Source organism: Enterobacter sp. 01-M-02-SI-ECC, from assembly GCF_047530595.1.
GTDB classification, from domain to species: domain Bacteria; phylum Pseudomonadota; class Gammaproteobacteria; order Enterobacterales; family Enterobacteriaceae; genus Enterobacter; species Enterobacter cloacae_M.
This window is the reverse complement of sequence record NZ_JBLKCZ010000006.1, coordinates 194,150-221,087: the sequence shown is the minus strand read 5'-3', so window position 1 is coordinate 221,087 and position 26,938 is coordinate 194,150. Positions and strand designations below refer to the sequence as shown.

Below are 26,938 nucleotides of genomic sequence, written 5' to 3'. Positions count from 1 at the left end.
ACGCTCGTTGCCGTTTTTAGTGGTTGCACCCTCTCCCGTGGGAGAGGGTTGGGGTGAGGGCACCAGACCGCAACCTCCGGTAAGCGCAGCGCCACCCGGCAAATTACTTGATTCGTCCGATTTTCCCGTTAAGGTATTCTCACTAAATTCAGGGAAATCAGCGATGAGCAAACCAGCCCGGGCCACCATCAGCGACGTGGCGAAAGCCGCCAAAACCGGTAAAACCAGCATTTCGCGCTACCTTAACGGCGAGAAACACCTGCTGTCCGACGCATTGCTGGCGCGTATTGAACAGGCCATTGCCGATCTCGACTACCGTCCCAGCCTCATGGCGCGCGGGCTCAAACGCGGCCGCACCCGTCTTATCGGGCTTATCATCGCCGATATCACCAACCCCTATTCCGTTAACGTGCTCAGCGGTATTGAAGCCGCCTGTCGCGAGAAAGGTTTCACGCCGCTGGTCTGTAATACCAACAACGAAGTTGACCAGGAGCTGCATTACCTCGATCTGCTGCGCAGCTATCAGGTCGAAGGGATTGTGGTGAACGCGGTGGGCATGCGGGAAGAGGGTTTAAACCGCCTGCAGCAGTCCTCTCTGCCTATGGTCCTCATCGACCGTAAAATCCCGGAATTTGCCTGCGATGTGGTCGGTCTGGATAACACCCAGGCCGCCACTACCGCCACCGAACATCTGATCGAACAGGGCTTCGAGGCCATTCTGTTTCTGAGTGAACCGTTAGGGATGGTCAATACCCGTCGCGAGCGCCTGAGCGCATTTCGCACCACGCTGGAGCGATATCCCGGCGTGATCGCCGAAAATGCCGAAACGCCGCTTCACGAAGCTGACCAGCTCGATAACACCCTGCGCCAGTTCCACACGCGCCATCGCGGCATGCGCAAAGCCGTTATTTCCGCCAACGGGGCGCTGACGCTTCAGGTCGCCCGCTCGCTCAAGCGCATTGGCCTGCACTGGGGCAGCGATATCGGTCTGCTGGGGTTTGATGAACTGGAGTGGGCGGAGCTGGCGGGCGTCGGCATTACGACCCTCAAACAGCCCACATGGCAGATTGGCTATGCTGCTGTTGAACAAGTGGTTCGTCGCATTGAAGGCACCAGCGATGCCGTTCGCGAGCAGGTCTTCTCCGGAGAGCTGATCGTTCGCGGCTCCACGGCGCGTTAATTTTCCCTTGTGATACCGATCATAAATTCGACATCCTGACCTTTTCTTTGGAACCGGTTCCATCTAGCGTAGTAGTATTGATATGTTGCGATGGAGTCCGAAGATGGGCAGGAAAATTATGGTGGTCACCGCCGCGTACGGTGCGGAACAGGTGCGACAGGCAGGCGGCCAGCGGGCAATGCTTCCCGTTATTGCAGGCGCGGGGGCAGACGGCGTGGAGATCCGCCGGGAACTGTTCAGCAGCGAAGAGCTGCTGACGCTGCCTGCGCTGGGCGAATCCATTGAGCTGCTCGGCCTGCTGGCGTGCTACTCCGCCCCCGCCGCCCTGTTTATGCCTGACGGCACCCTCAACCCGGACCTGACCCGCTATCTCTCTGAGGCCAGCACCCTGAACGCCCTGTGGCTGAAGGTTTCCCTGGGCCATTTCCGCGACGCGCAGCCTCTCGACGCCCTGCGTACCCTGCTGAACGCAAGCGGCATGGCGCTGGTCGTGGAGAACGATCAGACCGACTGCGGACAGCTCGCGCCCATGCAGCGCTTCCAGGCCGCCTGTCGGGAAATGGCCTTACCCGTCACGCTGACCTTCGATATGGGCAACTGGCTGTGGGTTGGCGATTCGCCTGAAGAGGCCGCGCGTCATCTGGCCCCTGCGGTGAGCTATATCCACGTGAAAGCGGCCGTGCCGCACAAAGATAACTTCCGTGCCGTGGCGCCAGACCACGCCGATGCGCGCTGGCTGGATCTGCTCGGCCAGCTGCCTGCCGATGCCCCGCGCGGTATCGAGTTCCCGCTGGAAGGGACGGATTTAACCGCCGTTACCCGCCATTACGTCAACCTGCTGCGCGAGGAGTAAACCATGCACAAGACGCTGGATGTCATCACGATCGGCGAAGCCATGGCGATGTTTGTCGCCACTGAAACGGGCGAACTGAGCGCGGTGGAGCACTTTATCAAGCGCGTGGCAGGCGCAGAGCTGAACGTCGCAACTGGCCTGGCGCGTCTCGGCCTTAACGTCGGCTGGGTCAGCCGCGTGGGGGACGACAGCTTTGGCCATTTCGTTCTCGACTCGCTGAAAAAAGAGGGAATTGATGCCGCAGGCGTCACCCTCGATGGACGCTTCCCTACCGGCTTTCAGCTTAAATCTAAGGTCGAAAATGGAACCGATCCCATCGTGGAATATTTCCGTAAGGGATCGGCCGCAAGCCACCTCTCAGTGGCAGATTACCACGCCGACTATTTCGCCTCCGCGCGCCATCTGCACCTGAGCGGCGTCGCGGCAGCGCTGTCCGCCAGCTCGTATGAACTGCTGGATCACGCGGCAGCCACTCTGAAAGCCCAGGGAAAAACGATCTCTTTCGATCCGAACCTGCGCCCGGTGCTGTGGAAAAGCGAAGCGGAAATGGTCGAGAAGCTCAACCGCCTGGCGTTCAGAGCGGACTGGGTTCTGCCGGGCCTGAAAGAAGGGATGATCCTGACCGGCGAAAGCACGCCGGAAGGCATTGCCGATTTCTACCTGAATAAAGGGGTAAAAGCGGTGGTGCTGAAGACCGGCGCCGATGGCGCATGGTTTAAGACGGCCGACGGCCAACAGGGCGCGGTCGCGGCGGTGAAGGTTGAGAACGTTGTCGACACCGTCGGCGCGGGCGACGGTTTTGCCGTGGGCGTGATTAGCGCCCTGCTGGAAGGCAAAACGCTGCCGAAGGCCGTGGCGCGGGGCAACAAGATTGGCTCGCTGGCCATTCAGGTGCAGGGCGACAGCGAAGGATTACCCACTCGAGCAGAGCTCGGCATTTAAATTCCCTCTCCCTGTGAGAGATGGCCAGGGTGAGGGCAGCAAGCCACACCAAATAATTAAGCCACCGTGTACCCTACAGACAACGGCGGTAACAACCTCAACAACAGAGGCAAGCCTATGAACAGTTCGACCAATCCAGTAAAACGCTGGTGGTACATCATGCCAATCGTGTTTATCACGTACAGCCTGGCGTACCTTGACCGTGCCAACTTCAGCTTCGCGTCCGCAGCGGGGATCACAGAGGACCTTGGGATCACCAAAGGTATCTCCTCCCTGCTGGGTGCCCTTTTCTTCCTGGGCTACTTCTTCTTCCAGATCCCGGGCGCGATTTATGCAGAACGCCGCAGCGTGCGTAAGCTGATCTTCGTCTGTCTGATCCTGTGGGGCGCCTGCGCATCACTGACCGGCGTGGTGAACAATATTCCTGCCCTGGCCGCCATTCGCTTTATCCTCGGCGTCGTTGAGGCGGCGGTCATGCCGGCGATGCTGATCTACATCAGCAACTGGTTTACCAAATCTGAACGCTCGCGCGCGAATACCTTCCTGATCCTCGGTAACCCGGTGACGGTGCTGTGGATGTCGGTGGTGTCTGGCTACCTGATCCAGTCCTTCGGCTGGCGCGAGATGTTTATCATCGAAGGGGTTCCGGCAGTGATCTGGGCATTCTGCTGGTGGGTACTGGTAAAAGATAAACCAGCCCAGGCGAAATGGCTTTCCGAAGACGAAAAAGCGGCGCTGCAGGCGCAGTTGGATAAAGAACAGCAAGGTCTGAAGGCGGTACGCAACTACGGTGAAGCCTTCCGCTCGCGCAACGTGATCCTGCTCTGCGCGCAGTATTTTACCTGGAGCATTGGCGTATACGGTTTTGTGCTGTGGCTGCCGTCGATTATCCGCAGCGGCGGCGAGAACCTCGGCATGGTAGAAGTGGGCTGGCTCTCTTCCGTACCGTATCTGGCCGCGACCATCGCCATGATCGTCGTCTCCTGGGCGTCGGACAAGCTGCAGAACCGAAAATTGTTTGTCTGGCCGCTGCTGCTGATCGCTGCTTTTGCCTTTATCGGCTCGTGGGCCGTGGGTGCAAATCACTTCTGGGCCTCTTATACCCTGCTGGTGGTCGCCGGTGCCGCCATGTATGCCCCGTATGGTCCATTCTTTGCCATCATCCCGGAAATGCTGCCGCGTAACGTCGCGGGTGGCGCGATGGCGCTGATTAACAGCATGGGTGCGCTGGGGTCGTTCTGCGGCTCATGGTTCGTCGGCTACCTGAACGGTGCCACCGGCAGCCCGTCCGCATCGTACATCTTTATGGGGGTGGCGCTTTTCGCCTCCGTGTGGCTTACTCTGATTGTTAAGCCTGCTAATAATCAACAACACCCTGTCGGCGCACGCCACGCCTGAATCCTTAAAAATTAACGGAGATTAGCATGAAGCCGTCCGTCATTTTGTACAAAGCACTGCCGGAAGATCTGCAGAAACGCCTTGAAGAACACTTCACCGTCACGCAGGTGAAGAACCTGAGCCCGGAAACCGTGGCGCAGCACGCCGAAGCGTTCGCCAGCGCCGAAGGCCTGCTGGGTTCAAGCGAGAAAGTGGATGTCGCCCTGCTGGAGAAAATGCCGAAGCTTCGTGCTACCTCTACCGTTTCCGTGGGTTACGACAATTTCGCTGTGGATGCCCTTAACGCCCGCAAGATCCTGCTGATGCATACGCCACATGCCCTGACGGAAACCGTGGCCGATACGCTGATGGCGCTGGTACTCACCACGGCACGTCGCGTGGTGGAAGTAGCCGAGCGCGTCAAAGCGGGCGAATGGACAAAAAGCATTGGACCGGACTGGTTCGGCGTGGACGTTAACGGCAAAACGCTGGGCATTGTTGGCATGGGGCGTATCGGGCTGGCACTGGCGCAGCGCGCGCATTTTGGTTTTAACATGCCGATTCTGTATAACGCGCGTCGCCATCACAGTGAAGCCGAAGAACGCTTCAACGCCCGCTACTGCGAGCTGGATACCCTGCTGGAGGAAGCCGACTTTGTTTGTCTGGTTCTGCCGCTGACGGACGAAACCCGTCATCTGATTGGCAAATCCGCATTTGAAAAAATGAAGAAATCCGCCATTTTCATCAACGCGGGTCGCGGCCCGGTGGTGGATGAGAAGGCGCTGATTGAAGCTCTGCAGAACGGTGAGATCCATGCCGCAGGTCTGGACGTATTTGAACAGGAGCCGCTGCCGGTGGATTCCCCGCTGCTGGCAATGCCAAACGTCGTCGCCCTGCCCCACATCGGCTCAGCCACCCATGAGACGCGCTACAACATGGCGGCCACTGCGGTCGATAACCTTATCGCCGCCCTAAGCGGAAAGGTGGAGATAAACTGCGTGAACCCGCAGGTGCAACGATAGAAACGAAAAAACCCGCCAGAAGGCGGGTTTTTGAATTTTGTGCTACTGGGTTGGAAGCTTACAGGCTTACAACGTTACCAGCTGCTGGGCCTTTAGCGCCGCTTTCGATGGTGAAGGAAACTTTCTGACCTTCGTCCAGAGATTTGTAGCCATCGTTCTGGATAGCAGAGAAGTGTACGAACACGTCTTTAGAGCCATCGTCAGGAGTGATGAAGCCGAAACCTTTATCAGCGTTGAACCATTTTACCAGACCAGTCATTTTAGCAGACATAGAAATTACCTTATTAACAAATATATTGAGCCTTCCGGCTTGATGGATTGCGTTACAGATTTTTAAGCGATGAAGGAAGGGTCACAACGAAGGGTATCTATGGATAACAATCTGGACTGCTTTACTAAACTGCTTTAGGTCTGTGTAACAAACCGACGGGGATAGTTATACCGATGTGGTAGAAGAATGACAAGCGTTATTTTCCATAAGCATAAAAAAACCCCGCCGGGAGCGGGGTTTTTTCGGTTTATTCTGTGGCCGTGACAGCGGCACTCCAGGCCTGGCTAAAGGCCTGATGCTGGGAGGCCAGCGGCCCAATCAGCGTATTGTACTGGCTTGCCTGCTGCGAGGTCGGGAACTGAATGCCGTTAGCAACGAAGCTCACCTGAGTATCCTGCTGGGCAATAAAGTCGCCCACCTGAACCAGCTGCTGCGTGAAGATTTGCGCGGCCGGAATCAGCGGTTGCAGCGCTTCAGACGGTTTCGTCACCACTTTCTCATACACTTTGTCGAAGACAGGTTTGAGATCGTCACCCTGCTTCAGCGCAGAACGTGACGCGTCAGCCTGCATTTTCGCATTCTGCAACTGCTGGCTCAGCACGCCAAGCGCACCGTTGGACTGGCGCAGCGGTTCACGCTGCGTCACATAATCCTGTGGAACGCGGATGGCGTTCACGCTATCCACTACCGGGCGGATACCGGAATCCATCGCCTGGCTCACCTGCTGTGAATAACCATAAAGAATGGCGTAATCGGACACGAAGGGGCCAAACTGTTTTTTCTGATCCGCAGTCAGCGTCGGCAACCGCTCGCCGCTGCGCATCACTGTATTCTGCAGAAAATCGATAAACGCTTTGCGCTGATCGCCTTCTTTATCAAAACACCCACTCAGGCTAACAACCATCAACAACGCCGCAATAGGCGCAAACCAGCGAGAGCAGGACTTTCCTGTCGCCATTTTATTACTCCTTTCACCCAAAAAAGCGCACACCGGCACACGCGTGCCCGACGCTGACAAGGATAGTCCAGGTCAGCCTTGCAAGATACTCTTTTCATGCAAAACGGCTAGTGCCGATTTATTTCTTACCATTTACAAAAAAATACCTGCCGAAGCCGACATATGAGTAATCAGGTAATTAGCATAACTATCCATATCGCTGAATCGGGTAAAGCGATCGTTATCGCACGATTAATCACACCCGTGACGATCCTGGGTTCGTATTAGGGACTATTCTTAACTGGCTCTCTGATGTTCTTGATCACGATGTGAGATTTAAGAGGAGTCCTCAATGGAATATAAAGATCCTGAGTTTGAGCTGCTGAGCAGTCTGGAACAGATCATTTTTAAAGACGTACCGCAGACGATTAGCCTGCAACAAAAATCCAATCCCTTTACAGAATATGAGCAATTGCGCAAAGGGACAGGACTGAAAACCGAAGAATTCGCCAGAGCGATGGGTGTCAGCGTGGCTATGGTGCAGGAGTGGGAGTCAAAACGTGAGAAACCCACCCCAACCGAGTTAAGGCTGATGCGCCTGATTCAGGCCAACCCTGCACTCAGCAAACAGATAGCGTAGTGAAGATTGAATGCCCCCGCCTCTGCGGGGGCTTGTGTTTTAAAGGCTCTCGCAACGCCAGCCCGCCTCTTCCCATACCCACTCATGCGTTAACGTTAAGCCTCTTAAAAAAGCCTCGTCGTGTGATACCACCAGCAGAGCTCCAGGGAAACCGGCCAACGCCGCTTCAATGGCCTGGATCGAGGCCAAATCCAGATGGTTGGTCGGTTCATCCAGCAGCAGAAGCTGCGTGGCCTCCGCGCGCCACAGCACGCAGGCCAGGGCGGCCTTAAGACGCTCGCCGCCGCTGAGCTCCGCCAACGGGAGTGTAACTTTGTCGGCACCCAGTTGAAGCTGCGCCAGACGAGTTCGCAATATCCCCTCTTCCAGAGGCGTATGACTCAGGTTGAGATGCGTCATGACTGACTGCGAAAGATCGAGCCGGGACAGATGCTGGTCGAGATAAGCACAGCTGACGGAAACCTTACAGGTACCCGAACGAGGAGCAATCTCGCCGAGGAGGGTTTTTAACAGCGTCGATTTGCCGCAGCCGTTCGGTCCCTTAAACGCCACGCGCATCGGTCCGTCCATTCGCAAGTTGAGCGGAGGAACAGGCACATGCGGCAGCACCAGATCCTCCAGTACCAGCACCTGCTTCCCCTCCGGGATCTGACTCCCCGGCAGGGTGAACATTACCGGGTTATCTTCCTCAACGCGTTCACGCGCCTTATTTACCGCGGCGTTCAGGGCTTCATTTTGCTCGCTGTGCTGTTTTTTCCAGGAGCCGATCCGCTCCTTTGCCGCGCCTTTATATTTGACCCGCTCGAACGACGCGATATTCAGGGTATCGACGGTGCGCAATGTCTTTGCCGAACGCCGCTGGCTGTCGTCATGCTCTTTTTGCATGCGTACCCGGGTGCGTTTGCGCTCGGTTGCCGCATGTTCCAGCGCCGCGCGGGCCGCCTGCTGTTCGGTATCGCGCTGGGTTTGATAATCCGCATAATTCCCGCCGTAGCTGCGCAGACCCGAGGCGCTCAGCTCAAGGATACGCGGCACCTGCTCCAGAAGTTCGCGGTCATGGGAGGCTAGCAGCACGCCGCCCTGAAAACGGTGGAGCTGGTCGTAGAACCACGCCCGGCCCTGTCGGTCCAGATGGTTAGTGGGCTCGTCCAGCAGCATGAAATCGGCTTCAGCCGTAAACGCCCCGCACAGCAGGGCGCGAATGCGCTCGCCGCCGCTGAGTTCGCCGGCGGGTTTATCCGGATCAAACGGTGGGAGCTGCGCATTGATAAACGCCTCGCTCAGGCGCTCGGCGACATCCCAGCGGCCGTCAAGCAGCTCCAGATCGTCAGGCTGGTAATCGCCGCTGTCGATGCGCTTACGCGCCGCAAAAATCGCGTCATACCCGAGCAGTTCAGCAAGCGTCGTCTGCGACGAAATGACGTGCTGCTGCGCCACCCAGGCATGCGAGCCAAAGCGTTCAATATGACCGGAAGCCGGTTCGTCCAGCCCCGCAAGCAGACGCAGCAGACGCGTTTTCCCGCTGCCGTTGCGGCCAACCAGCGCGCACAGGGAGGGTTCCAGCGTGAGATTCAGCGGACCAAAAAGGGTATCGCCCGTCGGAAACTGACAGGTGACCTGATGCAAAATAAAAGAAGGGGACTGCGCAAAATGAGCCATAAGCACTCCTGAATGAAATCAAAACATCCCCTGCCGACGCGGTGGCGTTTAGCAAGGATCGAAATTCATCAGTCGTGTTTGTTCATTTTTGGGGGGGCGCTCCAGCGCGAGAAAGTTAACACGTTAAGGATAGCGGTAATGCGTTGAAGGTTTCAAGGTTAAATTTTGGGCGAAACGGTATAAAAAAACCCGCCGAAGCGGGTTTTTCTCACCTGTAGGCCCGTGCAAGCGAAGCGCCGCCGGGCAGCGGGCACATTACTGCAGCAGCGAAATATCCGCTACGCGCAGGAACAGCTCGCGCAGTTTCTCGAGCATAGAGAGACGGTTAATACGCAGTTCTTTATCTTCTACGTTCACCATCACTTTCTCGAAGAAGGCGTCGATAACGTCACGCAGCTCGGCCAGCTCCACCAGCGCTTCCTGGTAGCGACCTTCCGCGAAGTACGGCTCGAGCTTGTCGCGCAGCACCACAACCTGCATCGCCAGGGCGATCTCTTCCGGCTCTTTCAGGGTTGCAGCGTTCACGCGCTCGTTCAGCGTCTCGTCGGATTTCGCGAGGATGTTGGATACACGCTTGTTGGCCGCGGCCAGGGCAGATGCCGCTTCCAGCGTACGGAAGTGGGAAACCGCCTTCATACGCGCATCGAAATCAGCCGGACGGGTTGGACGACGCGCCAGCACCGCCTGAATGGTGTCAACGGTGTAACCTTCGTCCTGATACCACGCGCGGAAACGACCGAGCATAAAGTCGATCACATCATCCACAACCTTCGCGTTGGTCAGCTTGTCGCCGTACAGACGCACCGCTTCTTCGGTCAGGGTCTGCAGATCGAGGTTCAGGTTCTTCTCAACGATGATGCGCAGCACGCCCAGCGCGGCACGACGCAGCGCGAACGGGTCTTTATCGCCTTTAGGATGCTGACCGATACCGAAGATACCCGCCAGGGTGTCCATCTTATCGGCAATCGCCACAGCGCACGCAACCGGGTTGGACGGCAGGTCGTCACCCGCGAAGCGCGGCTGATACTGCTCGTTCAGGGCCACGGCCACGTCTTCCGCTTCGCCATCGTGACGCGCGTAGTGCATGCCCATCACGCCCTGGGTGTCGGTAAATTCGAACACCATGTTGGTCATCAGGTCGCACTTGGACAGCAGGCCTGCACGCGTCGCGTGGTTGACGTCAGCACCGATTTCACGGGCAATCCAGCCTGACAGCTCCGCAATGCGGTCGGTCTTGTCGCGCAGCGTGCCCAGCTGCTGCTGGAACAGTACGGTCTGCAGGCGCGGCAGGTTATCTTCCAGACGCTTTTTACGGTCGGTGTTGAAGAAGAACTCCGCATCCGCCAGACGCGGACGAACGACTTTCTCGTTACCGGAGATAATCTGGATCGGATCTTTCGATTCGATGTTTGCCACGAAGATGAAGTTTGGCAGCAGCTTGCCGTCGTTGGCGTAAACCGGGAAGTACTTCTGGTCACCCTTCATGGTGTACACCAGCGCTTCAGCCGGAACGGCCAGGAATTTCTCCTCGAACTTCGCGGTCAGCACAACCGGCCATTCAACCAGAGAGGTCACTTCTTCCAGCAGGCTTTCGCTCAGGTCGGCGTTACCGCCAATCTGGCGCGCCGCTTCTTCAGCGTCCGCTTTGATTTTGGCTTTACGCTGTTCGTAGTCGGCAATGACCTTACCGCGCTCCAGCAGGATCTGCGGATACTGGTCGGCATTGTCGATGGTGAACTCTGGCTCGCCCATAAAGCGGTGGCCGCGGATCACGCGATCGGACGCCACGCCCAGAATGGTCGCCGGGATAACGGTATCGCCCAGCAGCAGGGTCACGGTGTGAACCGGACGCACGAAATGCACGTCGGACGCGCCCCAGCGCATCAGCTTAGGAATCGGCAGCTTTGCCAGAGACGTGGCAATCATGTCCGGCAGCAGCGCTTCCGCGCTTTCGCCTTTCACGTGCGCACGGTACAGCAGCCACTCGCCTTTATCCGTGGTCAGACGCTCGGCCTGATCGACGGTGATGCCGCAACCGCGCGCCCAGCCTTCAGCCGCTTTGCTCGGCTTGCCTTCCGCGTCAAACGCCTGGGCAATCGCCGGGCCACGTTTTTCGACTTCGCGATCCGGCTGAGACGCCGCCAGATTTGCCACTTTCAGCGCCAGACGGCGAGGTGCGGCAAACCACTCAATTTTACCGTGTGCCAGGCCAGCGTTATCCAGCTCGGCGGTTACGTTCGCAGCGAAAGATTCAGCCAGGCTGCGCAGGGCTTTTGGTGGCAGCTCTTCGGTGCCGATTTCCACCAGGAAAGTTTTCTCAGACATGGCCGCCTCTTATTTGTTTCGGTTGCACATCGGGAAGCCAAGGGCTTCACGGGACGCGTAGTAAGCTTCTGCAACGGCTTTGGTCAGGGTACGAATACGCAGAATGTAGCGCTGACGTTCAGTCACGGAGATGGCTTTGCGGGCGTCCAGCAGGTTGAAGCTGTGGGCGGCCTTCAGAATACGCTCGTAGGCAGGCAGAGGCAGCGGAGTCTCCAGCGCCAGCAGCTGCTGCGCTTCTTTCTCGTACTGCTCGAAGCAGGTGAACAGGAAGTCCACGTCCGCGTATTCGAAGTTATAGGTGGATTGCTCCACTTCGTTCTGATGGAACACGTCGCCGTAGGTGGTTTTACCCAGCGGGCCGTCGCTCCAGACCAGGTCGTAAACGCTGTCTACGCCCTGAATGTACATCGCCAGACGTTCCAGACCGTAGGTGATTTCACCGGTGATTGGCTTACACTCCAGACCACCCACCTGCTGGAAGTAGGTGAACTGGGTCACTTCCATGCCGTTCAGCCACACTTCCCAACCCAGCCCCCAGGCACCCAGCGTTGGGTTTTCCCAGTTATCTTCCACGAAGCGAATGTCGTGGATGGTTGGATCCATACCCAGCTCTTTCAGCGACCCGAGGTACAGTTCCTGAATGTTGTCGGGTGATGGCTTAATTACCACCTGGAACTGATAGTAATGCTGCAGACGGTTCGGGTTCTCACCGTAACGACCATCGGTCGGACGACGGGAAGGCTGCACATACGCGGTCGCCATTGGCTCTGGCCCCAACGCGCGCAGGCTGGTCATCGGGTGTGAAGTGCCGGCGCCGACTTCCATGTCCAAAGGTTGAACAATGGTACAGCCCTGACGAGCCCAGTAATCCTGTAAGGTCAGGATCAGGCCCTGGAAGGTCTTGGTATCAAACTTTTGCATAGTATTTCGTGCTGGATACGTGTGGTTTTAAATGGAAGGGACCAGTATACCCGCTGGCTGCAAGATATACAGTACGAAACGGGGTTGTTTAGGGAAAATTGGGAAATAAGCCTTCCGGCCAGAACGCTGACGGCGTCTGGCTGCTGATTATACGAGCAGGCTAGCGCATGGAGAGGTGTAAAAACTGACCGTCCGCATCAAACGAGCAGACAAAGCCCTCTTTACGCGCCGTATATCCTCTTAGTTCATAGCTGCCCTGAAAGCGCTCGAATCCGATGATGTTAATTTTCTGAATGTCCGAGTTATAGCGGCGGGCGGCCTTGTCCTTGCAGAGAGACTCCATATTCAACGAACGTTCCGGGCTCATTTTACCCTGCTGCGCTTTTTGCACAGGTGCTTCTTGCGACGCGCTGCATCCCGCCAGGATCACCAGCAGAAAGAGTGACGCCACACGCTTCATCATCATTTTTATTACCGCCCTGGTCAGTGGCTGTTATTTTTAGTATCAAAGCTTTTATAGATTAAGGTCCGGCATTCTGCGAATCTCGCGGCCTCCCTACAAGCCTGCTGAATAAAACTCAGAATTTTCCAAGCGAAGACTTTTGGACAATGGCAGTCACACTCAATTTACAGGGAATATGAGGAACTGATGCAGTCAAAAATTAACTGGATTGATAACCTGCGAGGAATAGCGTGTCTGATGGTGGTCATGATCCACACGACGACCTGGTACGTCACGAATGCCCACAGCATCAGCCCCGTTAACTGGGATATCGCCAATATTCTCAACTCTGCGTCACGCGTCAGCGTGCCGCTGTTCTTTATGATTTCCGGCTTTCTCTTTTTTGGCGAGCGTAGCGCGCAGCCGCGGCACTTCATCCGCATCGCGGCCTGTCTGGGGTTCTACAGCGCCGTTGCCCTGCTCTATATCACGCTGTTCACCTCCATTAACGCCGGGCTATCGCTGAAATACTTGCTGCAAAAACCGGTGTTCTACCACCTGTGGTTCTTCTTCGCCATTATCGTTATCTATCTGGTCTCCCCGCTCATCCAGGTAAAAAACGTCAGCGGTAAAATGCTTCTGGCCCTGATGGTGGTTATCGGTATTGTCGCCAACCCGAATACGCTCTCACAGAAAATCGACGGATTTGAGTGGTTGCCGGTGAACCTTTATATCAATGGCGATACTTTTTACTACGTGCTTTACGGCATGCTGGGGCGCGCCATCGGGATGATGGACACGCAAAAACGCGGTCTGAACTGGCTCTGCGGGGCGCTGTTTATCGCTGGGGTGGCGGTGATTTCACGCGGGACGCTGCACGAGCTGCAGTGGCGCGGCAATTTTGCCGATACCTGGTATTTGTATTGCGGGCCGATGGTCTTTATCTGTGCCGTTTCGCTGCTCACGCTCGCCAAAAATACCCTGAACGCGCGCGCCCTGCCCATGCTGAGTCTTATCTCGCGGCACTCTCTTGGGATTTACGGTTTTCATGCGCTGGTGATCCACGCGCTGCGCACGAGAGGCGTTGAGCTTAAAAGCTGGCCGGTGCTGGATATCGTCTGGATTTTTGCCGCCACGCTGGCGATCAGCCTGCTGCTGTCGATGCTGCTGCAAAAAATAGACGTTCGCCGCTTCGTCAGTTAACGCTGCGCTGCCGGGCACGATGATACTGGCGCGGGGAGGAAAACCCTGCCGCCAGTGAGGCCTGTTCCACGCCGCGCCCCTGCAATAGCCACTGTTCCGCCACCGCCAGACGCAGCTGCTCCAGATAATCGCGAACGCTAATCCCTAAATGTGACTGAAAAAGCCGGGTGAGGTGACGCGGGCTGACGTGCGCCAGCGCAGCAATGTCAGGCAAGCTCCACGTTTTTTGCGGCTCGGCGGTGAGCGCATCCTGCGCCCGATGAATCGCCGGGTGAAGATGATTGCGGTAGCGCAGCCACGGAGATAGCTGGGGATCGTCGCCGGAACGGCGGAACCAGATCACCATCTCACGCGCCACGGTCAGTGCCTTTTCAGGGCCGCACAGGCGGTTAATCATGTGCAGCGCCAGATCGATGCCCGACGTGATCCCGGCGCTGGTCCAGATATTCTCATCCTGCACAAATATGCGGTTTTCTTTAATCGTCGCCGTGGGCGCCGCAGTGCGTAAACGGCTAATAACGTCATGGTGAGTTGTGCACTGTCGATTGTTCAGCAGGCCCGATTTTGCCGCCAGCAGCGCGCCAGAACAGACGCACATCACCGTGATATCCCGGCGCTGTATCTGCGGCTGCAGGCGCATCAGCCAGTGCTGTATCTGTAACGCCTGTGGTGTCGAAAACTGAGCGCGGGAGTCGCTCACGCCGGGCAATACCAGCAGGCTTCCCTCTGGAAGACGCTCCGGCAACGGCTGGATGCCGCCCATCGTCAGGCCAATCGACGTCGGAACCTCCGGCTGAGGGCCAATGTAATGCAGACGAAACGCGTCGCCTGCCAGCACAAAGGTTTCTGCCGGGCCGGTCATGTCTAATGACAGCACCCCGGGCAACATCACGAACCAGACGTCGATGCTCATTACAGGGACTCCAGCGTCTCCGCTACCGTTTTAATCTCGGCAAAACGCCCGGACAGTACCGTTTCGGTACGGTGGCGAATTTCCGCTGCGCTAAGGGTAATGCCCCTGTACGTCATGGGGAACGTCAGCGTGGCCTCGCTAACAAAGGACACAGCATAACCCAGATCGGATGCCACCCGGGCGGTGGTTTCACAGCATTGTTCAGTGCGAATGCCGCAGATAATCACACTGTTGATATCACGCTCGCGCAGCCAGCGGTCAAGCCCGGTATCCGTGAAGGCATTATGGACGTGTTTCTGGAAAACCACATCCGGCTGATGGCGTAAAAAGGCCATCGGTTTGACGTAGCCGCTTTGTAGCGTGAAGGGGCCATCTTCATCCACATGAAAAATATCAACGACCGGAATACCGCGCGCCTGGCAGCCTTCAATCAGCCCCAGCATCGCCTGCTGAAAGGCAGGAATGTCGTCCTCCTGCCAGTAATTGCGATGATGGAACGACTGCTGAGTATCGATGTTGATTAATGCAGTGCGTGACATGTTGGATCTCCTCGCCAGTGGGTGTAACACCATACTGGCAAGGAAATGAAGGCACGCACAGACCAAAAAAGGACATCCTCGTGCCTCTCCAGGACAAGCGTATTTACGACATCAGAGGCAGCAGCTGCTGGTAGATTTTGCGGAACACGTCGCGCCTTTCCGCGTACCGCGCATGGCGCGTTGCATCAGGCAAATGCGCCTGTTCAAGCTTCAGCTGCGGCAACAGTTGCGAAAGCAGCTGTTCCGGATGAATGGCTATCTGCGCCAGACGCGCGGCACCGAGCGCGGGCCCGACATCCCCGCCGGTGCGGAAATCCAGCTGCAAACCGCTGATATCCGACAGCATCTGTCGCCAGTAAGGGCTTCGCGCACCGCCGCCAATCAGGGTGACGCTCGTCGGTTTCAGGCCGCAGTCGTGCACCACGTCCATCCCGTCGGCCAGCGCATAGCCCACGCCTTCCAGAACCGCACGCGCCAGTTCTGCCGGGCCATGTTGATGAGTTAAGCCAAAGAACACCCCTTTCGCTTCCGGGTTGTTGTGCGGCGTACGCTCGCCGGAAAGATACGGTAAAAACCAGACGGTACCCGCAGCGTCATCCGCCTGCTGGGCTGCGGAAATGAGCGCCGGAACGTCGGCCATGCCGGTGAGTTTTGCCGCCCAGTCCAGGCAGGATGCCGCGCTGAGCATCACCGACATCAAATGCCATTTCCCGGGAAGGGCATGACAGAAACTGTGCACAGCGCTTTCAGGATTACTGCGATACCCGTCGCTGACGGCAAAATAGACGCCAGACGTTCCCAGTGACAGCATCGCCTGGCCCGCCTCAACCATCCCTACACCGACTGCGCCCGCCGCGTTATCGCCGCCCCCGGCTACCACCGGTACGGCAGGCATATTCCAGCGTTCAGCAACGGCTGGCAGCAGTGCGCCTGTCACCTCACAGCCTTCGTACAGCGCGGGCATATGTTCCCGGGTCAAATGGCAGGCATCCAGCATCGCCTCGCTCCAGTCGCGCTTCGCCACGTCGAGCCACATGGTGCCCGCGGCATCCGACATGTCGCTGGCGAAATCGCCCGTCATGCGAAAACGCAGATAGTCTTTCGGCAGCAGGACTTTCGCCACCTGACGGAAAATCTCCGGTTCATGGCGCTGCACCCACAGCAATTTGGGCGCAGTAAAGCCGGGCATCATCAGGTTATCGGTAATCTCGCGGGAATTGGGTACGCGTTCCTCAAGAAGCGCACACTCTTCCGCACAGCGGCCATCGTTCCAGAGGATCGCAGGACGCAACACACGATGCTGGCTATCGAGCAGCGTAGCGCCGTGCATTTGTCCGGCAATCCCCAGCGCTTTCACGTCGCGCAGGCTGTGCTGCTCACCTAAGGCTTTGATTGCGCGATCCGTCGCCTGCCACCACTGTTCCGGATCCTGTTCCGACCATAGCGAATGCGGACGTGAAACCTGCAGCGTTTCCGTCTGCGTTGCTAACACGTCGCCCTGCTCGCTCAACAGGATAGCTTTCACACCCGATGTGCCAAGATCGATCCCGATATACATTACGGTGACTCCTTTAACAGAAATGCCCGGTGGCGCTAACGCTTACCGGGCCTACGTGCATCTTCAGCTCAATCACTTATCAAACAGATAGTGGTTTACGAGATTTTCCAGCAGTTCCTGGTGCCCGCTCTGGTGCTGCGGCGCCAGCTGCTGTTGTTCAGCGTACTTCGCAATTTCCGCCAGCGATAACTGACCTTTCAAGATTTGCTGGCCCAGCTCACTGTTCCAGCCGCTGTAACGCTTCGCTACGCGCTTATCCAGCTCGCCGTCTTCAATCATGCGCGCGGCCACTTTCAGCGCCAGCGCCATGGTGTCCATCGCGCCAATGTGGCCGTAGAACAGATCGTATTTGTCGGTGCTCTGACGACGTACCTTGGCGTCAAAGTTCAGGCCGCCGGTGGTGAAACCGCCCGCTTTGACGATCTCGTACATCACCAGCGCATTCTCTTCCACGCTGTTCGGGAACTGATCGGTGTCCCAGCCCAGCTGTGCATCGCCACGGTTCGCATCGACAGAGCCGAAAATGCCCAGCGCAATGGCAGACGCGATCTCGTGATGGAAAGAGTGGCCCGCCAGCGTGGCGTGGTTGGCTTCAATGTTCACTTTGATCTCTTTTTCCAGACCGAACTGCTTCAGGAAGCCATACACTGTCGCCACGTCGTAGTCATACTGGTGCTTGGTCGGTTCCTGCGGTTTCGGCTCGATCAGCAGCGTGCCGCGGAAGCCGATTTTGTGCTTATGGTCGACAACCATCTGCATAAAGCGGCCAATCTGCTCGCGCTCCTGACGCAGGTCGGTGTTCAGCAGCGTTTCATAACCTTCACGGCCACCCCACAGGACATAGTTCTCGCCACCCAGCTGATGCGTAGCGTTCATTGCCGTCACCACCTGCGTGGCTGCCCAGCTAAACACTTCCGGATCCGGATTGGTTGCCGCGCCCGCGCCGTAGCGTGGGTTGGTGAAGCAGTTTGCCGTGCCCCAGAGCAGCTTCACGCCGCTTTGCTGCTGTTTCGCCGCCAGTACATCCACCATCTGCGCAAAATTGTTCAGATACTCTTTCAGCGACGCCCCTTCCGGCGACACGTCCACGTCATGGAAGCAGTAGTACGGCACGTTCAGCTTGTGGAAGAACTCAAACGCCACATCGGCTTTGCGCTTTGCCAGCTCAATGGCCTCACCCGGCTGCTGCCACGGGCGGTCAAAGGAACCCACGCCGAACATATCGGCGCCGTTCCAGCAGAAGGTATGCCAGTAACAGGCGGCAAAGCGCAGATGATCTTCCATGCGCTTACCCAGCACCAGCTCATCCGGGTTGTAGTGACGAAATGCTAAAGGATTGGTCGTTTTTGGGCCTTCGTAACGAACACGATCGAGTTGGTCGAAATAAGCTTGCATATTGAGCTCCATAATCAGGGTATGCGGCGAGTCGTTGATACAGGAGTAATAGTGAATAGACATTTTGGGTTGCTCAATTACGTTATTTCACACTGCTATTGAGAGAATGCACAACTGTGCGCTGGCTCGCAAAATAATGCGCAGACAAACTATTTTTCGGCGCGTATTCCAGAATCAAATGTAATTAAGACGTTACGTATTTTAAAATCCGATCGCGGTCATAAATTCAGAAATAAACCAAATATCATAATGAGAAGATAAAAATCTGTAATTGCCAGCCCGCCTTTCCGCGTTAAAAATTTGCTGCGTCTCAGCAGTGAATGTTTCTTTTATCTCAGCAACACATACCCCTACAAAAAGGCCTAATAATTATGAAGATAAAGAACCTGACTCTAACGCTCTGCACTACGCTCCTCCTTGCAAGCTTTGCAGGACATGCCAAAGAGGTCAAAATTGGTATGGCGATTGACGACCTCCGCCTGGAGCGCTGGCAAAAAGATCGCGATATTTTTGTGAAGAAAGCAGAATCCCTCGGCGCCAGCGTGTTTGTTCAGTCGGCTAATGGCAATGAAGAAACACAAATGTCGCAGATCGAGAATATGATCAACCGTGGCGTCGATGTTCTGGTCATTATCCCCTATAACGGCCAGGTATTAAGTAACGTGGTGAAAGAAGCCAAACAGGAAGGCATAAAAGTCCTGGCCTATGACCGCATGATTAATAATGCGGATATTGATTATTATATTTCGTTCGACAATGAAAAAGTCGGGGAATTACAGGCGCAAAGCCTGATCGACAAAGTGCCTCAGGGCAATTATTTTCTGATGGGCGGCTCTCCGGTAGATAACAACGCCAAACTGTTCCGCGAAGGGCAAATGAAAGTCCTTAAGCCGTACATCGATAACGGGAAAATTAAAGTGGTTGGCGATCAGTGGGCCGACGGCTGGCTGCCAGAAAACGCGCTGAAAATTATGGAAAACGCGCTGACGGCCAACAACAACAAAATTGATGCGGTTGTGGCCTCCAACGATGCCACTGCAGGCGGTGCTATCCAGGCCCTGACCGCACAGGGGCTGGCCGGAAAAGTCGCCATTTCAGGACAGGATGCCGATCTGGCTGGCGTAAAACGCATTATCGCAGGCACCCAAACCATGACGGTCTACAAACCGATTACCCAGCTGGCCAATACGGCGGCGGAAATCGCCGTGGAGCTGGGCAATGGCAAACAACCTAAAGCAGATGCAACGCTGAATAACGGCCTGAAAGACGTTCCAGCTCGCCTGCTCACGCCGATTGAAGTCAACAAAGAGAACATTGACGCCACCGTGGTTAAAGACGGTTTCCACAAGAAGAGCGAACTGTAATCCGGCGCAGCCCCTGCTCTGCGGGGGCGCATCACGTTGTACTGTTCTTCCCTCGGGTTATGTGGAGCGGTTATGCCCTATTTACTTGAAATGAAAAGCATCACCAAGCGCTTCGGCACGGTGAAAGCCGTCGACAACGTTAGCCTCCGGTTGAACCCCGGCGAAGTGGTTTCGCTGTGCGGCGAGAACGGCTCGGGCAAGTCGACGCTGATGAAAGTGTTGTGCGGGATTTACCCCCACGGCAGCTACGAAGGCGAAATCGTCTTTGCCGGCGAAGTGATTCAGGCGACACACATCCGCGATACCGAGCGCAAAGGCATCGCCATTATTCACCAGGAGCTGGCGCTGGTGAAGCATCTCACCGTGCTGGAGAACATTTTCCTCGGGGCCGAAATTTCCCACCGCGGCGTGCTGGATTACGACACCATGACGCTCCGCTGCGAAAAGCTGCTGGCGCAGGTGAGCCTCAACATTTCACCGGATACCCGCGTGGGGGATCTGGGCCTCGGGCAACAGCAGCTGGTCGAAATAGCGAAAGCGCTTAATAAGCAGGTCAGGCTGCTGATCCTTGATGAGCCCACGGCCTCGCTCACCGAACAGGAAACCGCGGTTCTGCTCAACATCATTCGCGATCTGCAAAACCACGGCATCGCCTGTATCTACATTTCGCACAAGCTGAACGAGGTTAAAGCTATTTCGGACGCCATCTGCGTGATCCGCGACGGGCAGCACATCGGCACGCGTGAAGCCGCAGGCATGAGTGAAGATGACATCATCACCATGATGGTGGGCCGCGAGCTGACGGCGCTCTACCCGAATGAACCCCACGCAACGGGCGATGAAGTGCTGCGCGTGGAAAACCTGACCGCGTGGCACCCCGTTAACCGCCACATCAAGCGCGTCAATAACGTCTCGTTTTCCCTTCACAGCGGTGAAATTCTTGGGATTGCTGGCCTCGTCGGTGCCGGGCGCACCGAAGCCGTACAGTGCCTGTTTGGCGTGTGGCCTGGGCGCTGGGAGGGCACGGTTTATATCGACGGTCAGCCGGTGAAAATCGACAACTGCCAGCAGGCGATTGCCCACGGCATTGCCATGGTGCCGGAAGATCGTAAGAAAGACGGCATCGTACCGGTGATGGCTGTGGGTAAAAACATTACGCTTGCGGCACTCGATCGGTTCTCCGGCGCGCTGAGCAGCCTGGACGACGCCGCCGAGCAGCAGTGCATCCTCCAGTCGCTTGCCCGGCTGAAGGTCAAAACCTCCTCGCCGGAACTGGCGATTGGCCGTCTGAGCGGGGGAAACCAGCAGAAGGCGATTCTGGCACGCTGCCTGCTTCTCAATCCACGCATATTAATCCTTGATGAGCCGACGCGCGGGATTGATATCGGTGCCAAATATGAAATCTACAAACTGATTAATCAGCTTGTACAGCAAGGGATTGCCGTCATTGTCATTTCGTCTGAGTTACCCGAAGTGCTCGGCCTGAGCGACCGCGTGCTGGTCATGCACGAGGGAAAACTGAAAGCCAACCTGATTAACCAGAACCTGACGCAGGAGCAGGTGATGGAAGCCGCTTTAAGGAGCGAACGTCATGTCGAAAAGCAATCCGTCTGATATCAAAGTCGCTGTTCCGACGCCCGGTGCGTTCGCGGGGCTAAAAGCGCTTAACCTGCAGGTTTTCGTGATGATCGCGGCCATTATCGTCATCATGCTGTTCTTTACCTGGATGACCGATGGCTCGTACTTAAGCGCGCGTAACGTCTCCAACCTGCTCCGCCAGACCGCTATTACCGGCATTCTGGCCGTGGGCATGGTGTTCGTGATTATCTCCGCGGAGATCGACCTGTCGGTCGGGTCGATGATGGGTCTACTCGGCGGCGTGGCGGCGATTTTTGACGTCTGGCTCGGGTGGCCGCTGCCGCTGACCGTGGCGGTCACGCTGGTGCTGGGTCTGGTTCTGGGTGCCTGGAACGGCTGGTGGGTTGCCTACCGTAAGGTGCCATCGTTCATTGTCACCCTGGCGGGGATGCTGGCCTTTCGCGGAATTTTAATCGGTATTACTAACGGTACCACGGTCTCCCCCACCAGCGCGGCCATGTCGCAAATTGGCCAGAGTTACCTCTCAGATAGCGTGGGCTTTACCCTCGGTGTGGTTGGGTTGCTGGGGTTTGTCGCGTGGCAATGGCGTGGACGCATGCGTCGTCAGGCGCTGGGGCTGGCATCGCCTGCATCAACGTCCGTGGTGGGGCGCCAGGCGCTCACGGCGGTCATTGTGCTCGGCGCCATCTGGCTTTTAAACGACTATCGCGGCGTTCCGACCCCCGTCCTGCTGCTGGCGCTTCTGCTGCTGGGCGGCATGTTTATGGCCACGCGCACCGCGTTTGGTCGCCGTATTTATGCCATTGGCGGCAACCTTGAAGCGGCCCGCCTCTCGGGTATCAATGTCGAGCGTACCAAGCTGGCGGTCTTCGCCATTAACGGCCTGATGGTCGCTATCGCCGGGTTGATCCTCAGCTCGCGTCTGGGTGCTGGCTCTCCCTCCGCCGGTAACATCGCCGAGCTGGATGCTATCGCCGCCTGCGTCATTGGCGGCACCAGCCTCGCAGGGGGTATCGGGAGCGTGGCGGGCGCGGTCATGGGGGCATTTATCATGGCGTCGTTGGATAACGGGATGAGTATGATGGACGTCCCGACGTTTTGGCAGTATATCGTCAAGGGGGCCATTCTTTTACTGGCAGTCTGGATGGACTCGGCCACCAAGCGACGGGCCTGATAACCGTATTGTGACTTAATTGGGAAGTGAGCCATGTTTGAAAAGCGTCACCGCATTACGTTGTTATTCAATGCCAATAAAGCCTACGACCGTCAGGTGGTGGAAGGTGTTGGTGAATATTTGCAGGCGTCGCAATCTGAATGGGACATTTTTATTGAAGAAGATTTTCGCACCCGTCTGGAGAACATTAAAGACTGGCTGGGCGATGGCGTCATTGCCGACTATGACGATCCCGTCATTGAGCAGCTGTTGACCGACGTCGACGTCCCGATTGTGGGCGTCGGCGGCTCCTATCATGCGCCCGAACACTATCCGCCGGTCCACTATATTGCCACCGATAACCATGCCCTGGTCGAGGCCGCCTTTCTCCATTTAAAAGAGAAAGGCGTCCATCGCTTCGCGTTTTATGGGTTACCGGCCACCAGCGGCAAGCGCTGGGCCGTTGAGCGAGAACACGCGTTTTGCCAGCTGGTCGCACAGGAGAAGTATCGCGGCGTGGTGTACCAGGGGCTGGAGACCGCGCCGGAAAACTGGCAGCACGCGCAAAACCGCCTGGCGGACTGGCTGCAAACGCTGCCGCCGCAAACCGGTATTATCGCCGTGACGGACGCTCGCGCGCGGCACGTGCTGCAGGTCTGCGAACACTTACACATTCCGGTGCCCGAAAAGCTGTGTGTGATTGGCATAGATAACGAAGAACTGACCCGCTATCTGTCTCGCGTGGCGCTCTCCTCCGTTGCTCAGGGCACGCGTCAGATGGGCTATCAGGCGGCGAAGCTGCTGCATCGTCTGCTGGATAAAGAATCTCTGCCGCTTCAGCGTTTGCTCGTGCCTCCTGTCCGCGTGGTGGAGCGTCGCTCAACCGATTATCGCTCCTTAAGCGACCCGGCCGTCATTCAGGCCATGCACTACATTCGCAACCACGCCTGCAAAGGAATTAAGGTCGATCAGGTGCTGGATTCGGTGGGCATTTCGCGTTCGAATCTGGAGAAGCGTTTTAAAGAAGAGGTGGGCGAAACCATTCATGCCGTCATTCATGCTGAAAAGCTGGAGAAAGCACGCAGCCTGCTCATTTCCACGTCGCTGTCGATTAACGAAATCTCGCAGATGTGCGGTTACCCGTCTCTGCAATATTTCTATTCGGTGTTCCGCAAAGAGTATGACACCACGCCGAAGGAGTATCGGGATCGCCACAGCGAGGTGCTGATCTAGAAAAGAAAACGCCTTCCGGTGGAAGGCGTTTTTTTGAGATTACATATGGGCGGCGATTAAGCGCTGGTTATCCTGGTACATGGCGAACAGATAGTTGTTATAGCTCTGTCCCTTTGTCGAATAACCTTTCAGCTTGTGGATCATCGTACTGGCCGTCACTTCCTGGTCCGCTTTACGCAGCTGAGCGCGTGATTTACGGAAAGATGAGTAGGCCGGGTGCGTGTTCAGATTCACTACGTAAGCGCTGACGGAATCTTTCACAGATTCAAACTGCGAATAGCCTTTCACCTTGCCAGGGGCATTATTACAACGACCTTTCACACATTTCATGCCGAAAAGGTTGTTGTTGCTACGCGCAAGCTTAGACGTCCCCCAGCCGCTTTCGGCAGCAGCCATGGTCGCAACCATGCTTCCCGGGATGATATCAACACGCTCAAGGAGAGCATTCCACGGCACACGACGGGTGTTACCGTTCCAGCTCAGCTTGTAGCGCTTCGTGATATCTTTCAGACGCGCGCGCTCTGATGGCGACCAGCGGCTATCGTACTGTTTGGAAATCAGCCAGTTACGATCCGCAGTAATCGCGGCATTTTGACTCGTGATGTAAGGCATTACCGTCCGGAGAAACGCTTTTTTCCTTGGTGTTCCGGAAGGGTATTTTCGCAAATCAGGAAGTGAACTACTCTTTGCACTATTGCGAGAATACTCTTGTTTACTGCTAACCTTACTACTTGTCGTCTTTATTACGTGGGCTTTCTTACTCGTTGTATCCGTGTGCGTCTTCGCAAGCACCTCACCCGAAAATGCCGTGGTGAGTAACATGAGTATCGCAGCCCCATATCGTCGAATGGGAGTCGATATCATTAGGTCTCCTGGTCGGATGTAATCATCCCAACACCTTATTTTTTTCACAAATTTGAGAGCGGAATCTCAAATCATATCAAAAATAGACTTCAAGAGCACGTATAGAAATAGTCCAATTCCGAAACTATGTCACCTGAAACTTGCTCATAAAAACATCATTCCACAAAAACTGTGTGCGCTATCGCAGATAACTGCCTAATTTTGCGCGAGATCACTCATCCTCACGCATCCTCCTGGCAGAAAGCGACAGGGGATGAGTTTCATCCCCCCGCCTGATGGCACACTGGTCAAAAATGCCGCGACAGGAAAAAGGAATGAAACGTACCGCATTAGCCTTTCTGATGTTACCCGCACTGGCACATGCCGACTGGTCATCGCCGGGGTTTAACGCATTTACCGCCGAAGGCACCGGTGTCTTCACCAGCCAGGCAAAGCTTGCGAAGGGTACGCGTCCTCTGACGCTGAGTTTTGACAAGACGTGCTGGCAGCCTGCGGATGCGATAAAACTCAATGAGATGCTGTCGCTCAAGCCCTGTGACGGCACGCCGCCGCAGTGGCGCCTTTTCCGCGACGGTGACTACCAGATGCGGATTGATACCCGCTCCGGCACGCCCACCCTCATGCTGACGATTCAGAGTACCGCAGAACAGCCGGTTGCAAACGTTATCCGCCAGTGTCCGAAGTGGGACGGCAAACCGCTGACGCTGGACATCAGCAGTACCTTCCCGGAAGGCTCCGTGGTGCGCGACTACTACAGTAAACAGACGGCGACGGTGCAGAATGGAAAAATCACCCTGCAGCCAGCCGCTAACAGTAACGGCCTGCTGCTGCTTGAGCGCGCCGAAACCGACAGGCCGGCGCCGTTTAGCTGGCAAAACGCCACCGTCTATTTTGTGCTGACCGACCGTTATGTGAATGGTGACCCGGGCAACGACAACAGCTACGGTCGTCATAAAGACGGTATGCAAGAGATTGGCACCTTCCACGGCGGGGATCTCAAAGGACTTGCCGGCAAGCTCGATTATTTACAGCAGTTGGGGGTGAACGCGCTCTGGATAAGCTCCCCGCTTGAGCAGATCCACGGCTGGGTAGGCGGTGGCACCAAAGGAGATTTCCCCCACTACGCCTATCACGGCTACTACACCCAGGACTGGACCAGGCTCGACGCCAACATGGGCACCGAAGATGATTTACGCCATCTTGTCGACGAAGCGCACAAGCGCGGGATCCGCGTTCTGTTTGATATCGTTATGAACCACGTTGGCTATGCCACGCTGGCAGACATGCAGGAATTTCAGTTTGGTGCCCTGTACCTTCAGGGTGATGAGCTGAAAAAGACGCTGGGAGAACGCTGGACGGACTGGAAGCCGGGCGCGGGCCAAAGCTGGCACAGCTTTAACGACTACATCAACTTTAGCGACAAAGCCGCATGGGAGAAATGGTGGGGCAAGAAATGGATCCGCACGGACATCGGCGATTACGACAACCCTGGCTTCGACGATTTGACCATGTCGCTGGCATTTCTGCCGGATCTGAAAACGGAATCCACGACGCCTTCCGGATTGCCTAACTTTTACCAACACAAGCCCGACACCCGCGCGAAGGCCATCCCGGGATATACCCCGCGCGATTATCTGACCCACTGGCTGAGCCAGTGGGTACGCGACTACGGCATCGACGGTTTCCGGGTGGATACGGCGAAACACGTTGAGCTTGCGGCCTGGCAACAGCTGAAAGACCAGGCAAGCCAGGCGCTGGCCGCCTGGAAAGGGGCGAACCCGGACAAAAAGCTCGACAACGCACCCTTCTGGATGACCGGGGAATCCTGGGGCCACGGGGTGATGCAAAGCGATTATTACCGCCACGGTTTTGATGCGATGATTAACTTTGACTATCAGGAGCAGGCGGCAAAAGCGGTGGATTGTCTGGCAGATATGGATCTCACCTGGCAGCAGATGGCGGAAAAGCTGCAAAGCTTCAACGTGCTGAGCTATCTCTCATCACACGATACGCGTCTGTTCCGCGAAGGGGGCCAGCGAGCTGCGGAGCTGCTTCTGTTAGCACCGGGCAGCGTACAAATCTATTACGGGGATGAATCCGAGCGTCCGTTCGGGCCGACAGGTTCTGACCCATTACAGGGCACCCGATCAGATATGAACTGGCAGGACGTCACGGGCAAGCAGGCCCTAACCGTCGCCCACTGGCAAACGCTGGGTCAGTTCCGCGCCCGCCATCCGGCGATCGGTGAAGGCAAGCAAACCACATTGTCGCTGAAAGAGGGATATGGCTTCGTGCGAGAGCACAAGGGCGATAAGGTGATGGTGGTATGGGCAGGTAATCAATAATTCTCCCCCACCCTAACCCTCTCCCCACAGGGGAGAGGGAACCGCACGGCGCCGTCTTTTCCCCTTCTCCCTCTTGGAAGAGGGTCGGGGTGAGGCAAAATCCACCAGAACTATTCACTGTATAAATCCAACTCCGCCATACAAAACAACAAATCCGACCACATCACCCGATTTGCACCAGCACGGTGCTAGCGTTATGGTTA

At 56.4% G+C, this 26,938-nt stretch carries 23 protein-coding genes; 12 read left to right on the top strand and 11 right to left on the bottom strand.

Going from position 1 to position 26,938, the window contains the following annotated elements; all coding sequences use genetic code 11:
* The first annotated feature begins 163 nt into the window (after nt 1-163).
* The 5 genes from ACMWLG_RS11245 to ghrB all read left to right on the top strand — a co-directional run bounded on the left by ACMWLG_RS11245 (nt 164) and on the right by ghrB (nt 5,374).
* Entirely contained in the window at nt 164-1,180 is a 1,017-nt protein-coding gene (locus ACMWLG_RS11245; protein ID WP_023309954.1) for a LacI family DNA-binding transcriptional regulator, read from the top strand.
* A 103-nt stretch (nt 1,181-1,283) separates the two neighbouring features.
* Nucleotides 1,284-2,033 carry a sugar phosphate isomerase/epimerase family protein gene (locus ACMWLG_RS11240; RefSeq protein WP_045400220.1) on the top strand — a complete coding sequence of 250 codons (750 nt, stop codon included), beginning with the start codon at nt 1,284-1,286 and terminating at the stop codon, nt 2,031-2,033.
* A 3-nt stretch (nt 2,034-2,036) separates the two neighbouring features.
* On the top strand, nt 2,037-2,975 hold the full coding sequence (locus tag ACMWLG_RS11235; RefSeq protein ID WP_045400223.1) for a sugar kinase: 939 nt from the start codon (nt 2,037-2,039) through the stop codon (nt 2,973-2,975).
* Between the two features lie 117 nt (nt 2,976-3,092).
* A complete protein-coding gene (locus tag ACMWLG_RS11230; protein WP_045400225.1) occupies nt 3,093-4,373 on the top strand; it encodes an MFS transporter in 1,281 nt (426 codons plus the stop codon).
* A gap of 26 nt (nt 4,374-4,399) precedes the next feature.
* A complete protein-coding gene (ghrB, locus tag ACMWLG_RS11225) occupies nt 4,400-5,374 on the top strand; it encodes a glyoxylate/hydroxypyruvate reductase GhrB (RefSeq protein ID WP_045400228.1) in 975 nt (324 codons plus the stop codon).
* Between the two features lie 58 nt (nt 5,375-5,432).
* Here the strand turns inward: ghrB and cspA are convergent, their stop codons facing one another.
* Nucleotides 5,433-5,645 carry an RNA chaperone/antiterminator CspA gene (gene cspA, locus ACMWLG_RS11220; RefSeq protein ID WP_003860775.1) on the bottom strand — a complete coding sequence of 71 codons (213 nt, stop codon included), beginning with the start codon at nt 5,643-5,645 and terminating at the stop codon, nt 5,433-5,435.
* A gap of 247 nt (nt 5,646-5,892) precedes the next feature.
* Entirely contained in the window at nt 5,893-6,603 is a 711-nt protein-coding gene (locus ACMWLG_RS11215; protein WP_014882044.1) for a DUF3053 domain-containing protein, read from the bottom strand.
* Nucleotides 6,604-6,934: 331 nt separating this feature from the next.
* Here ACMWLG_RS11215 and ACMWLG_RS11210 point away from each other — a divergent pair, with 331 nt between their 5' ends.
* On the top strand, nt 6,935-7,222 hold the full coding sequence (locus ACMWLG_RS11210; protein ID WP_023309948.1) for an HTH-type transcriptional regulator: 288 nt from the start codon (nt 6,935-6,937) through the stop codon (nt 7,220-7,222).
* A 39-nt stretch (nt 7,223-7,261) separates the two neighbouring features.
* On the opposite strand, the gene ACMWLG_RS11205 is transcribed toward ACMWLG_RS11210, so the two are convergent.
* The 4 genes from ACMWLG_RS11205 to ACMWLG_RS11190 all read right to left on the bottom strand — a co-directional run bounded on the left by ACMWLG_RS11205 (nt 7,262) and on the right by ACMWLG_RS11190 (nt 12,593).
* On the bottom strand, nt 7,262-8,881 hold the full coding sequence (locus tag ACMWLG_RS11205; protein WP_045400235.1) for an ABC-F family ATP-binding cassette domain-containing protein: 1,620 nt from the start codon (nt 8,879-8,881) through the stop codon (nt 7,262-7,264).
* A 255-nt stretch (nt 8,882-9,136) separates the two neighbouring features.
* Nucleotides 9,137-11,206: a glycine--tRNA ligase subunit beta gene (gene glyS / locus ACMWLG_RS11200; RefSeq protein ID WP_029740977.1), complete on the bottom strand. Its 2,070-nt coding sequence runs from the start codon at nt 11,204-11,206 to the stop codon at nt 9,137-9,139.
* A 9-nt stretch (nt 11,207-11,215) separates the two neighbouring features.
* Nucleotides 11,216-12,127: a glycine--tRNA ligase subunit alpha gene (gene glyQ / locus ACMWLG_RS11195; protein ID WP_003860141.1), complete on the bottom strand. Its 912-nt coding sequence runs from the start codon at nt 12,125-12,127 to the stop codon at nt 11,216-11,218.
* 160 nt (nt 12,128-12,287) lie between these two features.
* Entirely contained in the window at nt 12,288-12,593 is a 306-nt protein-coding gene (locus tag ACMWLG_RS11190; RefSeq protein WP_045400239.1) for a YsaB family lipoprotein, read from the bottom strand.
* A 183-nt stretch (nt 12,594-12,776) separates the two neighbouring features.
* Here ACMWLG_RS11190 and ACMWLG_RS11185 point away from each other — a divergent pair, with 183 nt between their 5' ends.
* A complete protein-coding gene (locus ACMWLG_RS11185) occupies nt 12,777-13,772 on the top strand; it encodes an acyltransferase (protein ID WP_045400242.1) in 996 nt (331 codons plus the stop codon).
* Here the strand turns inward: ACMWLG_RS11185 and ACMWLG_RS11180 are convergent.
* From ACMWLG_RS11180 to xylA, 4 genes are all read right to left on the bottom strand, one after another.
* Nucleotides 13,765-14,685 (bottom strand): GlxA family transcriptional regulator, encoded by a 921-nt coding sequence (locus tag ACMWLG_RS11180; protein ID WP_045400244.1) that lies wholly within the window; start codon nt 14,683-14,685, stop codon nt 13,765-13,767. The two genes, ACMWLG_RS11185 and ACMWLG_RS11180, sit on opposite strands and share 8 nt — an antisense overlap.
* Entirely contained in the window at nt 14,685-15,224 is a 540-nt protein-coding gene (locus ACMWLG_RS11175; RefSeq protein ID WP_045400246.1) for an isochorismatase family protein, read from the bottom strand. The genes ACMWLG_RS11180 and ACMWLG_RS11175 overlap by 1 nt, the downstream gene beginning before the upstream one ends.
* Before the next feature lie 103 nt (nt 15,225-15,327).
* Nucleotides 15,328-16,782: a xylulokinase gene (xylB, locus tag ACMWLG_RS11170; protein ID WP_414762984.1), complete on the bottom strand. Its 1,455-nt coding sequence runs from the start codon at nt 16,780-16,782 to the stop codon at nt 15,328-15,330.
* A gap of 72 nt (nt 16,783-16,854) precedes the next feature.
* Nucleotides 16,855-18,177: a xylose isomerase gene (gene xylA, locus ACMWLG_RS11165; protein WP_087823749.1), complete on the bottom strand. Its 1,323-nt coding sequence runs from the start codon at nt 18,175-18,177 to the stop codon at nt 16,855-16,857.
* A gap of 371 nt (nt 18,178-18,548) precedes the next feature.
* On the opposite strand from xylA, the gene xylF reads away from it, so the two are divergent.
* The 4 genes from xylF to xylR all read left to right on the top strand — a co-directional run bounded on the left by xylF (nt 18,549) and on the right by xylR (nt 23,526).
* Nucleotides 18,549-19,541 (top strand): D-xylose ABC transporter substrate-binding protein, encoded by a 993-nt coding sequence (xylF, locus tag ACMWLG_RS11160; RefSeq protein ID WP_045619363.1) that lies wholly within the window; start codon nt 18,549-18,551, stop codon nt 19,539-19,541.
* Between the two features lie 72 nt (nt 19,542-19,613).
* Nucleotides 19,614-21,155 carry a xylose ABC transporter ATP-binding protein gene (locus tag ACMWLG_RS11155; protein ID WP_045400253.1) on the top strand — a complete coding sequence of 514 codons (1,542 nt, stop codon included), beginning with the start codon at nt 19,614-19,616 and terminating at the stop codon, nt 21,153-21,155.
* Entirely contained in the window at nt 21,133-22,314 is a 1,182-nt protein-coding gene (xylH, locus tag ACMWLG_RS11150; RefSeq protein ID WP_045400256.1) for a xylose ABC transporter permease XylH, read from the top strand. The genes ACMWLG_RS11155 and xylH overlap by 23 nt, the downstream gene beginning before the upstream one ends.
* Nucleotides 22,315-22,347: 33 nt before the next feature.
* On the top strand, nt 22,348-23,526 hold the full coding sequence (gene xylR / locus ACMWLG_RS11145; RefSeq protein WP_023309935.1) for a D-xylose utilization transcriptional activator XylR: 1,179 nt from the start codon (nt 22,348-22,350) through the stop codon (nt 23,524-23,526).
* Nucleotides 23,527-23,565: 39 nt separating this feature from the next.
* Here the strand turns inward: xylR and ACMWLG_RS11140 are convergent, their stop codons facing one another.
* Nucleotides 23,566-24,390, bottom strand: a complete 825-nt coding sequence (locus ACMWLG_RS11140) for a protein bax (RefSeq protein WP_032661838.1) — start codon at nt 24,388-24,390, stop codon at nt 23,566-23,568.
* Nucleotides 24,391-24,704: 314 nt separating this feature from the next.
* On the opposite strand from ACMWLG_RS11140, the gene ACMWLG_RS11135 reads away from it, so the two are divergent.
* Complete coding sequence (locus ACMWLG_RS11135) at nt 24,705-26,735, top strand: alpha-amylase (RefSeq protein WP_045400259.1); 2,031 nt, start codon at nt 24,705-24,707, stop codon at nt 26,733-26,735.
* Nucleotides 26,736-26,938 lie beyond the last annotated feature (203 nt).